The organism is Flavobacterium sp. N2038 (genome assembly GCF_025947185.1).
Lineage (GTDB): Bacteria > Bacteroidota > Bacteroidia > Flavobacteriales > Flavobacteriaceae > Flavobacterium.
The window spans coordinates 70,278-83,359 of sequence record NZ_CP110001.1; the positions used below are offsets into that span (position 1 = coordinate 70,278).

Genomic DNA, 13,082 nt, shown 5'->3' on the forward strand with positions numbered 1-13,082 from the left:
TGGGCGTGTTTCGCCGCGGCGAACCGGGCTATCCGTTACAAGTCCTCGCACTTCCTTCGTCAGGCTGTGGGCTTTTCACTTCTATCCCTCACGCAAATTTGGTTTCATAAGACAATTTCTCTTTCCCCAGTTTCAATTTTATTTTTTGATGAAATAAATTCTCATCATACATATTTCGTTCCTTACGAACTTTCATTCTTTTATGGCTCTTTTATATAAATTTAATTCTTTACCCATAAAAGTGACGATGGATTCGTAGGATAGGTGTCTTCTTTAATAGGAAAATCAAAAAGCTTTTCAAATACATTTTCTTTAGGCTTGTATCTAAAAAAAACACCGCTTCCAAATTCTCCTCCAAAAGAGGTTACTCCATAAAAATCATTTGAATGATAAGACAATGGCCCCACTAATACGCTCCCTGTTGTTTTTACATTGAATGTCTCAGCCTTGACAAATCTATTCTTATCATTTTTCACATAAATAGCTGCCAAATCATATGGTTTACCTGAAGTTTCATTCTTTAATTCATTAAAATTAACTACATCAGGTACTCCAAAACAAATTACACCTTTCGCAATACCATCTTGCAGAACATTTTTACACAATAGATCAAAATGCATAGGGAAATTATAAAAAACTTTTTTTCCATATCCGTTGATATATCCCTCTGGTCCTTTTCTTTTATCATCAAAATAATTATTGCTTATAACTGAAGTAGAATCGATTTTTCCTTCAGAATTTGCATACAAGAGATTTCCTTTGTTATAAATTAAGTTTCCAGAAACCCCATGCCCAAAATATTCAAGAACTCTAATTTTTTTTGATTTCAAATTAAAATTAAAAATTCCCCCATTTTTTGGAGTATCATTTATATCAAATAAACCGTATAAATCTTCCCCTACAATTACTGGAGCTCCAATAGGTTTCTCAAATAGATATTTAGAATCTTCTTTTCTGCCGATAATTATAACGGCGTCTGCTTCTAATTTTTCTTTATTTAAATCTATATATTTAGGTTTTTCAGTTATTTTAACTACTACCTGATTATTATTTCTATTTTCTAATATTTTTGAGTCATCTTGAGACATTGATTTATCTGGTAATGCATCGTTTCCAAATTTTAATAGCACTACAATTTTATTGTTTTCTGGATTATAATAGAATACTTTAGGCAATGATTTTGGGTCTGAACTTCCTGCAAATCCATACATTTTTCCATCAAAATCTAAACTCAATCCATCAGAAGGATTTGAAATATGATAGTCATGTAAATCAATTACTTTTTCAAACTTATTATCTTTTACAGAAATCCTATAAATTGTTCCTGCATCACTTTTACCTCCTTCGTTAGTTATACCATAAACATAACCTTTCCAGTATAATAGATTTCCGATTGGCTTTCGTCCATCTGCACTATTTTGGAAATTTAGTAATTGTGTATAGCTCTGATCTTTTAAATTGATCGTAAATATGTTTCCGTAACGTGTAAATTGTCCTCCTTCAGTTGCTACACCAATAACCGACCATTGATCTTGAAAAATAAATCCGTTATTAAATTCATAGCCTTTCTGTGTATCAAAATGCATAAGCACCTTAAATTCTTTTTTTACATCACTATAACTAAATGCTGTCCCGCAATTATAAAGTCCCCCTTTTGATAAAAGACCTAAAACTTCTCCATTATCAGAAAGGCTTAAAACTCCTTTTGATTCCTTACCCGTTTCTTTTTCAGAAAGATTAAAAAGAACTTTGTAATTAGACTTTTTTAAATCGTATTCAAAAATAACTCCCGAATCATTCTTTCCTCCATAAGTTGTAACACCAATCAAAGTTGAATCGTTTAAAGAAATTATTTGCGATTGTACAAAACTTCCTTCCACTTTGTCAAAGGATAAGATAGGTGACAAAATATTTTTTTCTGGCTCAAACTCAAACAATTTCCCATCTTTATTTGAGAGTCCTTGAGAAGTTGATCCTATAATTTTTCCTGATTTAGTAATTGTCAATGGTGCTAAAGGATATGCTCCAATTTTTCCATCAAAATCAATACATTTTTTATAAATATTCTTTTCTAGATTGTATGAATACAAAGTACCTTTATCATATTCTCCTCCATTTTTTGTCAAACCATATAACGTATTATTTAATACCACTAATTGCGTTTTAGCCCCAATATTAGAATATTGATTTATTCCATCAAAATTATGCAATACCTTTAAGGTGTTCGTATACAAATCAAAACAGTAAATAATTCCTTTACGATTTGTTCCTCCTTCATAAGTCACTCCATACAACTTATTATCCAAAAGCAATAATCCTCCTTCAGGTAACCAGCCGTCATTATTACTAAAATTAAACAGTACTTTATAATTTTTAGACAACGGATCAAATTGAAAAATCAAACCGCCTCTATATAAACCACCAGAAGCAATTCCGTAATAGGTGTTTTCATTTTTTTTACATAAAACACCTCTTGGCCACTCGCCTACAACTGTTTCAAAAGAATGCTTTACTTTAAAGTTGTCTCCTTTTTCATTTATGCTATAAACAGATCCACTATAATATTCTCCACCAGTTTCTGATATGCCCCAAAAAGCATTATTTTGTGAATAGACATCGCATTGAAAAACGACAATAAAAACGATTAGAAATAATCGTTTCATTATCAATAACAATTTGTCATTATTTTTCAAAGTCTTCAAATTCATAAATGGGAACTACTAAATTTCTCCTGATTAGATATATTTATATATTATTGGTAATTAAAATTATTCAATAACCGGTGCCACTCTAGGCTTGTAATCCTTCGCAACCTCAGCCATTAATCGAATATGATCTGGAGTTGTTCCGCAACAACCGCCAATGATATTAATTAAATTATCATCTAAATATTCTTTTATGAAAGCCTGAGTTTGTTCTGGTGTTTCATCGTATTGTCCGAAAGCATTTGGCAATCCTGCATTTGGATGCGCCGAAACATTAAAACTTGTGTTATGTGCTAATGTTTTTAAATACGGTTTCAACAAATCGGCTCCAAGTGCGCAATTGAATCCTACACTTAATAACGGAATATGCGAAACTGAAATCAAAAACGCTTCAACTGTCTGCCCCGAAAGTGTTCTTCCTGAAGCATCTGTAATCGTTCCTGAAACCATGATTGGAATATCAAGGTTACGTTCTTCTTTCACTTCTTCGATCGCAAAAAGTGCAGCTTTTGCATTTAAAGTATCAAAAATCGTTTCTACCAAAAGTAAGTCGCAACCACCGTCCATCAATGCTTCTGCCTGTTGTTTATAGGCAATTCGTAAATCGTCAAAAGTTACCGCTCTGTAACCTGGATCGTTTACATCTGGTGACATACTTGCTGTACGGTTTGTCGGTCCAATTGAACCTGCTACGAAACGTGGTTTTTCGGGATTTTTTGCGGTAAATTCATCGGCTACTTGTCTTGCGATTTTTGCCGATTCGTAGTTTAACTCGTAAACCAAATCTTCCATGTGATAATCGGCCATACCGATTGTAGTTCCGGAGAAAGTATTCGTTTCTACGATGTCAGCACCAGCTTCATAATAAGCGGCATGAACATCGCGAATCGCTTGTGGTTGTGTTAGGGATAGTAAATCGTTGTTTCCTTTTAACGGATGCGGGAAATCTTTGAAACGCTCTCCTCTGAAATCTTCTTCGGAGAAATTATAGCGTTGCAACATTGTTCCCATTGCTCCGTCAAGGATTAGGATATTTTTTTTTATTGCTTCTTGAATTGTTATTGCCATGGCTTTTTTCTTTTAGCTTCTAAGACTATCCCGATAGCTATCGGGACTAAGATGCTAAGTTTTTTTATTATGATTGTGAAGGTTCTTTTAAACCCGACAGGTTTTTAAAACCTGTCGGGTTTGACCTTCGATATTTTTTTACATTAATTCCAAAAGTGCCCTATTGCTAGCTCATTAGCCCCGATTGAAGTGGAAATCCTTTTGATTTTTTTCTTTAAAAAAGCAAAAGATTGCAACGTAAAGCGGGAACTACTGACTGCAAAAATGCGCCAATGATTCGCTCCTGATACAGAATCTGTTTCAGTAAATATTGTATGTTGTCTGGAAAAGTTTTGAGAAATACGAGTATGTATTTGTGTTATCTATCTTTAATACTGGAAAATGTCGTATAAAGTAGAATTTAGCACCTTCTTTATGATAAAGGGTTGCTAAGGTTTCATCGGGTCTATCCCTCCGCCTTTCGTGATAACTGACAATAATTTTAAGAACAGTGCAAAGGTATGAAATAGGGTTTCGATTTGCAAATGTTTTTTTTTAAGATGCTGAGAGGCTAAGATGCTAAGGTTCTAAGTTTATAATCTTAGTGTTTAGGTTTTTGTTTAGTTCCTCTAAAATTGATAATTGTAATGATATTGGATTCTTTGTCAATGCTGTAAACCAAATAATTGTTTTTGTCTACAATTGCTTTATATAGTGACTTATTTTTTTCGGATTTTGGGAATTGATTGGGGTTAAGATTGATTTGATTTATTACTTGCTAGATTTTATTTTCTAGGTTTAAAATCTCTTTTGATGTCCATTTTGCTTCTAGATAATCAACAACTTTATTAAATCCTTTTACAGCTTGTTTGGTCCATATAAATTTTAATGCCATTTCGAAAATCTTTTCATAACATCTTCGTGGCTTACAACTTCTCCTTTTTCAGCTTGGTCGAGTCCAATCTGAATTTCAGCTTTCTCTGATTCTGATAAATCATCAAACCAATCATTTTGATTTGCTTTCAAAACCAATTCCAGTTTTTCCAAAACTCTCTCATCTTCCACCTTAACCAATTCTTGAATAAATTGATATTTTCTAGCCTCTAAATTCATGATAATCAAAATTTATAATTACAAAGATACGTTTTTTTTTTAGGTTCTGAGATGCTAAGGGACTAAGCATAAAAAAGCCCAAACTAAAAGTTTGAGCTTTGTATATAAAAACCTTAGCACCTAAGTCCCTTAGAACCTCAGCACCTTCGATTAAACTATCGCTTTCACGACTGCTTTCGGAGCTTCTTTACGAGTTCCGTCGAAACCGTCAACACCAGAAACTGTTGTATATTTCAATACGTATTTTTTACCTGGGTTGATGATTTGGTAAGCTGCTTGGCACATTAAAGTTGCTTCGTGGAATCCGCAAAGGATCAACTTTAATTTTCCTGGATAGGTATTAACGTCTCCAATGGCGAAGATTCCCGGAATGTTTGTTTGGTAATCTAAAGCATTGTTTACTTTGATGGCATTTTTCTCGATTTCTAATCCCCAGTCTCCAATTGGACCTAATTTTGGTGTTAATCCAAAAAGTGGGATGAAATAATCGGTTTCGATTTTACGGTGTGCACCGTTTTCTTCGATATCTAATGATTCAACGTGCTCAGCACCATTGATTCCGATAACTTCTGCCGGAGTGATTAATTTGATTTTTCCAGCTGTTTTTAATTCCTGTACTTTTTCTACAGAATCTAAAGCCCCTCTAAATTCGTTTCTTCTGTGAATTAAAGTTACTTCTGAAGCTACATTTGCCAAGAAAATACTCCAGTCTAATGCTGAATCTCCTCCTCCTGCAATAACAACTCTTTTGTCTCTGAATTTCTCAGGATTTTTGATGAAGTATTTTACTCCTTTATCTTCATAAAACTCGATATCTTCGATAAGTGGTTTACGAGGCTCAAAACTTCCTAAACCTCCAGCGATTGCAATAACCGGCGCATGAAATTTAGTTCCTTTATTTGATGTTACAATAAATGATCCGTCTTCTTGTTTCTCGATCGTTTCTGCACGCTCACCTAAAGTAAAACCTGGCTCAAATTGTTTGATTTGCTCTTGCAAACCATCAATTAAATCTCCGGCTAATACTTCTGGGAATCCAGGAATATCATAAATAGGTTTCTTTGGATATAACTCTGATAGCTGCCCTCCTGCTTGTGGCAAGGCGTCTAAAATGTGGCATTTTAATTTTAACAATCCTGCCTCAAATACGGCAAATAAACCTGTTGGTCCTGCTCCAATTATAAGTATATCTGTTTTAATCATTATGGTTGTTGTTTATAATCATTCTTAATAATACAAAGGAACGAATAATTTATTCTATTTTCAATGATTTTTATCATTCATTTCTTTGGAAATTTTTACTCTCTATTTTTTAGTGAAGCGGTAATTTCATTCATCCTTTTCACTTTTTCTTCAAAATTACCTTTTAGGCTTTTTCGGTATTCATTTAGATTTTCAACCATTTGATTGATATCTTCCGGGATTACTTCCTCAAAAAATTCCCGAAGTCTTTTTGCCGTTGTTGGTGACTTTCCGTTAGTCGAAATGGCTATTTTCACATTTCCTTTTGTTACGATTCCGCCCAAATAATAATCACATAAATCTGGTGTATCAGCGATGTTACAAATCAAATAACGCTTTCTTGCTAAATCGTATACTCTTTTATTTACTTCCAGATTATCCGTACAAGCGATAACCATATGGCGCTTTTTGAGCATTTTCTTTTTAAACTTCGATTTTGTCAATGTTATCGAAGGATGATTTTCTGCTAAAACCTGAATTTCTAAATGAAAATTAGGTGCAACAACCTCAACATTTGCATTCGGACTTGACTTTAGCAAGAAAGAAAGCTTTTCCAGTCCTACATTACCTCCGCCTACAATCAATACATTTAAATTGTGAAGCTTTAGAAATATTGGATATAATTCGTTTTGTTCCATTTTAATTTAATTTCATCTAAACAAAATTAGATGATTTTATTGAACATTAGGAAAATCTAATATTGCAATGTTTATCGTTTTCCCCGGATTAAAATCCGGCGCTACAATATGAATCGTTCTTTCGGAACTTTATCTTGCGATTTCTTTTGATAGAAATTCTTCATAAAATCCTTTTAATTTATTGCTTTCTCTTACAACTTCTCCAAGAACAATAATGGCTGGCGAACCTAGTTCTTTTTCTTTTACAATATTTAGAATCGAATCTACAGTTCCTACACCTACTTTTTCTTCTGCTGTTGTTCCGTTTTGGATGATTGCAACGGGCAAATTCCCTTTATCTTCTTTTTGAAACAAATCGATAATTTGAGGCAATTTGTGCATTCCCATCAAAATCACAACTGTTGCTGATGATTGCGCCGCTAAAGCCACGTCTGAAGATAATTTTCTATCAGATGTTGTTCCGGTAATCGCCCAAAAGCTTTCTGAAACGCCTCGTTTTGTAATCGAAATTCCCTGACTTGCAGGAACTGCAACTACAGATGAAATTCCAGGAACTACAATAGTTTCTATTCCAAAACTTTCTGCAAATTCTACTTCTTCGCTTCCTCTTCCAAAAATAAACGGATCTCCGCCTTTTAATCGAACCACATTTCCGTAAGTCAAAGCATTATCCACAATCAATTGATTGATTTGATCCTGCGTGTAAGCATGATTTCCGATTCTTTTTCCAACAAAAATTCGAATCGCATTTTTAGGCGCATAATCCAGAATTTCTTCATTGGCCAAAGCGTCGTACAAAACCACATTAGCTTCAGCCAATGCTTTTACAGCTTTTAGCGTAAGTAAATCGGGATCGCCCGGACCTGCACCGACTAAAGTTATTTTGGGTTTTATATTAAGCATTTTCTAATTCCTGAGCTCTGAAAGTTTCAATTTTGTCAAAGAAAACTACTGCCTGAGCAATGTAATCTTTAGCGAAAGCTTCTGATGGTTCATTTTTATTGATTTGGTAAACCAAGTCTTTAAAAGTTGAGTTTAATTCGATTTTATTATTTTCAATAAAAACAGTATCAAACAAGTCTACAATTCCTGCGTGGTGATTTGTTTTTTGGTTTTCTGACAACAATAAAGCTTTTGCTCCATTTACAAATCCTGCGTAAGCATGATAGATTGCATCTGACCATTTTTTCTCGTCGAAAGATTCCTGAGCTAAAAACAATTTCTCTTTAGCTTCAAACAATAATGTTGCTACTAAATCGATCACAACTCCGGCACATTCTCCAACTCCAACTGCTTTTACGTAATTGTCTGCGTTACCCCAATCCACAAAATCTGCTTCTGTTAAATTGGTTACATCTGCGAAAGGTTTTAAAATTTCGTAGAAATATTTTTCTCCTTTTGTATCATAATAATCAAGGAATTTTTGTCCGCTTCCGTTAGCATCAAAATCATTTAAAATGGTACGCAATGCATCAGGACCTCTACGACTAGGCACTTTAATTACTTTATCAGCAAAACGTCCCGCTCCATTTCCTAATCTTCCTCCGCCAAGCAAAACCTGTAAAGCCGGAGCTACTAGTTTTCCTGAGTTGATAGACATTCCTTGGAATCCAATTGCAGACATATTATGTTGTCCGCAAGCATTCATACAGCCTGAAATTTTGATTTCGATTTCGCGGTTGTTTAAATACTGAGGATATTCAGCCGTTAAAACTCTTTCTAATTCTTCTGCAATACCGGTACTACTTGCAATCCCCAAGTTGCAAGTATCTGTACCCGGACATGCCGTAATGTCTCCAACTGAATTATATCCTAGCTGAACAAAATCCAACTTGGCTAATTCTTGGTAAAAGAATGGTAAATTGGCTTCTTTTACGTGACGTATTACAATATTTTGACGCAATGAAAAACGTAATTCATTTGCTGCGTAATTTTTAATTAAAGCGGCTAATAATCTGGCTTTATCAGTATAAAAATCTCCTAATAAAACCTTGATTCCAATGGCATAATAACCGTCTTGTTTCTGCTTGATAACATTCGAATTTTTCCAAGCTTCATAAGCTGCAGTATCTTCGATTGTAACTTGCGGAACTTCTAATAATGGTTCTGGGATTGGTCCATCAAAAGCAGTTGTATCAATTTCATATGTTTCAAAAGCGATGGCTTTTTTCTCTTGTTCAACCAAATCAAGGAAAACATCTCTTCCCATTTCTTTGATTAAGAATTTCATACGCGCTTTCATTCTTTTTGCACGTTCACCGTATCTATCAAAAATACGGATGATTCCTTCTGCTGTTGGAATGATTTCGTTAACTGGAACAAACTCTGAAAGTAATTCGGCATGTGCTGGCTGAGATCCTAAACCTCCTCCAAACATGATTTTGAAACCTTTTTGTCCGTCTTTAATTTTCGGAATAAATCCTAAATCGTGCAAGTAACTCAAAGCGGTATCTTCGTCTGAAGAAGAGAACGAAATTTTGAATTTACGTCCCATTTCCTGACAAATTGGGTTTCTCAATAAATATTGAAAAAGTCCGTGTGCATAAGGCGAAACATCAAATGGTTCGTTTACGTCAACTCCAGCCAATTCACTTCCTGTAATGTTTCTTACTGTGTTTCCACAAGCTTCACGAAGCGTAATATCGTCTTTAGCCAAATCTGCCCAAAGTTCTGGTGTTCTGTCTAAACTCACATAGTGAATCTGGATATCCTGACGTGTTGTAATGTGCAAACGCCCTGTAGAATATTCATCAGAAACTTGTGTAATACGTACTAATTGCTCGCTGGTCACTTTTCCATAAGGCAGTTTGATACGAATCATTTGAACACCTTCTTGGCGCTGACCGTAGATTCCACGCGCTAAACGAAGGCTACGAAAACGCTCATCATCAATTTTTCCTCCACGGAATAAATGAATCTTTTTTTCTAATTCGATAATTTCCTTCTGAACTACCGGATTTTCTATTTCTGTTCTAAAACTTTCCATTTCTCTTTAGTTGTTGGTTGTCAGTTGTTGGTTGTTGGTTTGCTGGCAGATAACTATCAACCAAAAACCATCAACTATCAACTAGCGAATGAATCCTACTCCTGCTGTTGTGTTTGTTGCTGTATCAATTAAGATGAAAGCTCCGTTTGATTTGTTTTCGTTGTATGAATCAAAATATAACGGTTTGCTTAATTTGATCGTTACTTCTCCAATTTCGTTGATGGCTAATTGTGAAGCTTCTGTCGTTCCTGAGTAATCTGTAGCAATTGTATTTTTGATGCTTTCTACTTTTGCTAAAACTCTGTTTGTATTATGCTGTACTAAATATTTAGTTCCTGGAACCAGTTTTTTACTGTCCATCCAACAAACTGTTGTGGTAATATCTTTTTCAATTTTTGGAAGTTCATCTGATTTTACAATCATGTCACCTCTCGTTACATTGATATCATTTTCTAATTCGATTGTAATTGAAGAACCTGCAACGGCTTCATCAAATGTTTTATCGAAAAAGTGAATTTTAGAAACTTTTGACTCTGTTAAAGAAGGAAGAACCGTTACAGCATCTCCAACTTTGATTGAGTTTCCGTATAATTTTCCTGCGTAACCTCTAAAATCGTGGTATTCTTCTGTTTTTGGACGAATAACTGTCTGAACCGGAAAACGTGCTTTTCCTGCTTCAAAAACATCATGAGCATGCAATCCTTCTAAATGTTCCAATACCGTTTGTCCGTCATACCAAGGCATATTCTCTGATTTATCAACCACGTTTCCGCCGTTGATTGCACTTAACGGAATGTAACTTACGTTTTGCTCTTTGAATGTGCTTTTTGCATTTAATGCCTGGAAATCTGCTTTGATTTTATTGAAAACTTCTTCAGAATAATCAACTAAATCCATTTTGTTAATCGCAACAATTACCTCTTTTACTCGCAATAAATTATTGATGAAAAAGTGACGGTAAGTCTGCTCGATAACGCCTTTTCTCGCATCAATTAAAATAATAGAAACCTGAGAAGTTGAAGCTCCTGTAACCATGTTTCTTGTATATTCTACGTGACCCGGAGTATCGGCGATAATGTAACTTTTCTTTGCAGTCGAAAAATAAATATGCGCAACATCAATCGTGATTCCTTGTTCTCTCTCTGCCACTAATCCGTCAGTTGCCAAAGAAAAATCAAGATAATCATAACCTTTTTGTTTACTGCTTTTTTCGATTGCTTCTATTTTATCAGTCGTCAATGATTTTGTATCATACAATAATCTCCCGATCAAAGTACTTTTCCCGTCATCTACACTCCCTGCTGTTGCTATTTTTAAAACTTCCATTCTTTTTATGTTGTTGGTTGTTGGTTTATGGTTGTTGGTTTTTCTAAAACATCAACTAAAACCATCAAAATATTTAATCTACTTTTTTATGTTGTTGTAATTATTGAAGTTTTAAGCTATCAACTAAAAACTATCAACCAACAACTTAAAAGTATCCTTGTTGTTTTCTCTTTTCCATTGCGGCTTCAGAACGTTTATCATCAATTCTGGCTCCTCTTTCTGAAATCGTTGATTCTCTAATTTCACCTACAACTTCTTCTATTGTTGCTGCGTAAGATTCAACTGCTGCTGTACAACTCATATCTCCAACGGTTCTGAAGCGAACAATTCTTTCTTCGATTTGTTCGTCTTCTTCTTGGTACACAAAAGGAGAATGCGACCAGATTAAACCGTCTCTCAAAAAAACTTTTCTTTTATGTGAAAAATAGATTGATGGAATTTCGATGTGTTCTTTTTCGATATAACTCCAAACATCTAATTCTGTCCAGTTTGAAATTGGGAAAACACGAACGTTTTGTCCATTTTCTATTTTTCCATTTAAAATATCAAACAACTCAGGTCTTTGATTTTTCTCGTCCCATTGTCCGAAATCATCACGAACTGAGAAAATACGTTCTTTAGCTCTTGCTTTTTCTTCATCACGACGTGCACCACCAATACAAGCATCAAACTTAAATTCTTCAATTGCATCTAAAAGTGTTGTTGTCTGCAGGCTGTTTCTACTAGAATATTTCCCTGTTTCTTCTACTACTTTTCCTTCATCAATAGCATCCTGTACATTACGAACAATTAACTCTAACCCTAACTCTTCTACCAGTTTATCTCTGAATGCTATTGTTTCAGGGAAATTGTGTCCCGTATCAACGTGCAATAGAGGAAACGGAATTTTTGCAGGGAAAAATGCTTTTTGTGCTAAACGCACTAATGTAATAGAATCTTTTCCTCCTGAGAAAAGTAAAACCGGTTTGTCAAACTGTGAAATTACTTCTCTGAAAATGTATATCGCTTCACTCTCTAAAGCGTTTGTTTTTAATACTGAACTCATTGTTTTTTTGTTTGATATTTTTGTTGTGGAATTTTTTGTTTCAGGTTTAAAGTTTCAAGTTTTTCACCTAACCTAAAATCTCCACTCTTTATTCTATTCTTTTTATTCTCCATTGGGTTGAAACCCAACATTGCAATATAAATCTTCCGTCTCCATCGGGTTGAAACCCGACGCTACAATATAAATTGTCCCTCCGGGACTTAAAATCTATACTCTTTATTCTATTCTCTATATTCTTGCCTCTTGCTTCTTTATTCCTTCTTAGCACTATGCAAACCACACTCCTTATGGCTTGATTCCCACCACCATCTTCCGGCTCTGATATCTTCGCCAGGGAAAATCGCTCTCGTACAAGGCGCACATCCAATACTTACGAAACCTTGTTTGTGCAATGCATTTTGCGGAACATTGTTTTCAGATAAATACGTTTCAACTTCTTCTAAAGTCCATTTTAGTAACGGATTAAATTTTATGATTTCGAAGTTTCCGTCGTATTCAAACAAATGTAAATCTTGTCTGTTTTCTGATTGTTCTGCTCTTAATCCCGTAATCCAAACTGAATTTCCTGCCAAAGCTTTCCTTAACGGAACCACTTTTCGAATAAAACAGCATTCTTTTCTATTTTCAACTGAATCGTAAAAGCTGTTTGGTCCTTTTGCTTTTAGTAAATTCTCTACAGCTGCTGCTTCAGGAAAATAAACTTCAATAGGTCTTTTATACTTTTTTAATGTTTTGTGAAAAACGTCGTAAGTTTCCTGAAATAATCTTCCAGTATCTAAAGTAAAAATGGTAATGTCAGTATTGCTTTTTGCTATAAAATCTGTAATTACCTGATCTTCCTGACCGAAAGAAGTAGAAAAAATCACTTTTCCCGGAAATTCTTTTGCTAAAAAAACTAAGGTTTCGTCAAGCGAAAAGTCATTAGTTTTCTCTAATAGTTCTTGTACAATAATCGCACTCATAATCTTTCTTCTTTTCTA

10 protein-coding genes and 1 riboswitch are annotated in these 13,082 nt (G+C 34.5%); all 10 genes read right to left on the reverse strand.

Annotated elements, in window-relative coordinates:
- Positions 1-221: 221 nt before the first annotated feature.
- Positions 222-2,663, reverse strand: coding sequence for a choice-of-anchor tandem repeat GloVer-containing protein (locus OLM51_RS00250; protein WP_264552434.1), 2,442 nt, complete (start codon positions 2,661-2,663; stop codon positions 222-224).
- 105 nt (positions 2,664-2,768) lie between these two features.
- Positions 2,769-3,773: a homocysteine S-methyltransferase family protein gene (locus OLM51_RS00255; RefSeq protein ID WP_264552435.1), complete on the reverse strand. Its 1,005-nt coding sequence runs from the start codon at positions 3,771-3,773 to the stop codon at positions 2,769-2,771.
- A gap of 355 nt (positions 3,774-4,128) precedes the next feature.
- A riboswitch (SAM riboswitch) is annotated at positions 4,129-4,245 on the reverse strand.
- 392 nt (positions 4,246-4,637) lie between these two features.
- Positions 4,638-4,865 (reverse strand): hypothetical protein, encoded by a 228-nt coding sequence (locus OLM51_RS00260; RefSeq protein ID WP_264552436.1) that lies wholly within the window; start codon positions 4,863-4,865, stop codon positions 4,638-4,640.
- A gap of 150 nt (positions 4,866-5,015) precedes the next feature.
- Entirely contained in the window at positions 5,016-6,068 is a 1,053-nt protein-coding gene (locus tag OLM51_RS00265; protein ID WP_264552437.1) for an NAD(P)/FAD-dependent oxidoreductase, read from the reverse strand.
- Between the two features lie 95 nt (positions 6,069-6,163).
- Complete coding sequence (locus OLM51_RS00270) at positions 6,164-6,745, reverse strand: bifunctional precorrin-2 dehydrogenase/sirohydrochlorin ferrochelatase (protein WP_264552438.1); 582 nt, start codon at positions 6,743-6,745, stop codon at positions 6,164-6,166.
- A gap of 129 nt (positions 6,746-6,874) precedes the next feature.
- Positions 6,875-7,648: a uroporphyrinogen-III C-methyltransferase gene (gene cobA / locus OLM51_RS00275; protein ID WP_264552439.1), complete on the reverse strand. Its 774-nt coding sequence runs from the start codon at positions 7,646-7,648 to the stop codon at positions 6,875-6,877.
- Complete coding sequence (locus tag OLM51_RS00280) at positions 7,641-9,731, reverse strand: HEPN domain-containing protein (RefSeq protein WP_264552440.1); 2,091 nt, start codon at positions 9,729-9,731, stop codon at positions 7,641-7,643. The genes cobA and OLM51_RS00280 overlap by 8 nt, the downstream gene beginning before the upstream one ends.
- Positions 9,732-9,812: 81 nt before the next feature.
- On the reverse strand, positions 9,813-11,057 hold the full coding sequence (locus OLM51_RS00285; protein WP_264552441.1) for a sulfate adenylyltransferase subunit 1: 1,245 nt from the start codon (positions 11,055-11,057) through the stop codon (positions 9,813-9,815).
- Positions 11,058-11,202: 145 nt separating this feature from the next.
- Entirely contained in the window at positions 11,203-12,102 is a 900-nt protein-coding gene (cysD, locus tag OLM51_RS00290; protein ID WP_035645595.1) for a sulfate adenylyltransferase subunit CysD, read from the reverse strand.
- 251 nt (positions 12,103-12,353) lie between these two features.
- On the reverse strand, positions 12,354-13,064 hold the full coding sequence (locus OLM51_RS00295) for a phosphoadenylyl-sulfate reductase (protein WP_264552442.1): 711 nt from the start codon (positions 13,062-13,064) through the stop codon (positions 12,354-12,356).
- Positions 13,065-13,082 lie beyond the last annotated feature (18 nt).

Excerpts from the sequence above, each read along its gene's own strand:
- OLM51_RS00250 (WP_264552434.1), bottom strand. The coding sequence starts at position 2,663 with ATGAAACGATTATTTCTAATCGTTTTTATTGTCGTTTTTCAATGCGAT.
- OLM51_RS00255 (WP_264552435.1), bottom strand. The coding sequence starts at position 3,773 with ATGGCAATAACAATTCAAGAAGCAATAAAAAAAAATATCCTAATCCTT.
- OLM51_RS00260 (WP_264552436.1), bottom strand. The coding sequence starts at position 4,865 with ATGAATTTAGAGGCTAGAAAATATCAATTTATTCAAGAATTGGTTAAG.
- OLM51_RS00265 (WP_264552437.1), bottom strand. The coding sequence starts at position 6,068 with ATGATTAAAACAGATATACTTATAATTGGAGCAGGACCAACAGGTTTA.
- OLM51_RS00270 (WP_264552438.1), bottom strand. The coding sequence starts at position 6,745 with ATGGAACAAAACGAATTATATCCAATATTTCTAAAGCTTCACAATTTA.
- cobA (WP_264552439.1), bottom strand. The coding sequence starts at position 7,648 with ATGCTTAATATAAAACCCAAAATAACTTTAGTCGGTGCAGGTCCGGGC.
- OLM51_RS00280 (WP_264552440.1), bottom strand. The coding sequence starts at position 9,731 with ATGGAAAGTTTTAGAACAGAAATAGAAAATCCGGTAGTTCAGAAGGAA.
- OLM51_RS00285 (WP_264552441.1), bottom strand. The coding sequence starts at position 11,057 with ATGGAAGTTTTAAAAATAGCAACAGCAGGGAGTGTAGATGACGGGAAA.
- cysD (WP_035645595.1), bottom strand. The coding sequence starts at position 12,102 with ATGAGTTCAGTATTAAAAACAAACGCTTTAGAGAGTGAAGCGATATAC.
- OLM51_RS00295 (WP_264552442.1), bottom strand. The coding sequence starts at position 13,064 with ATGAGTGCGATTATTGTACAAGAACTATTAGAGAAAACTAATGACTTT.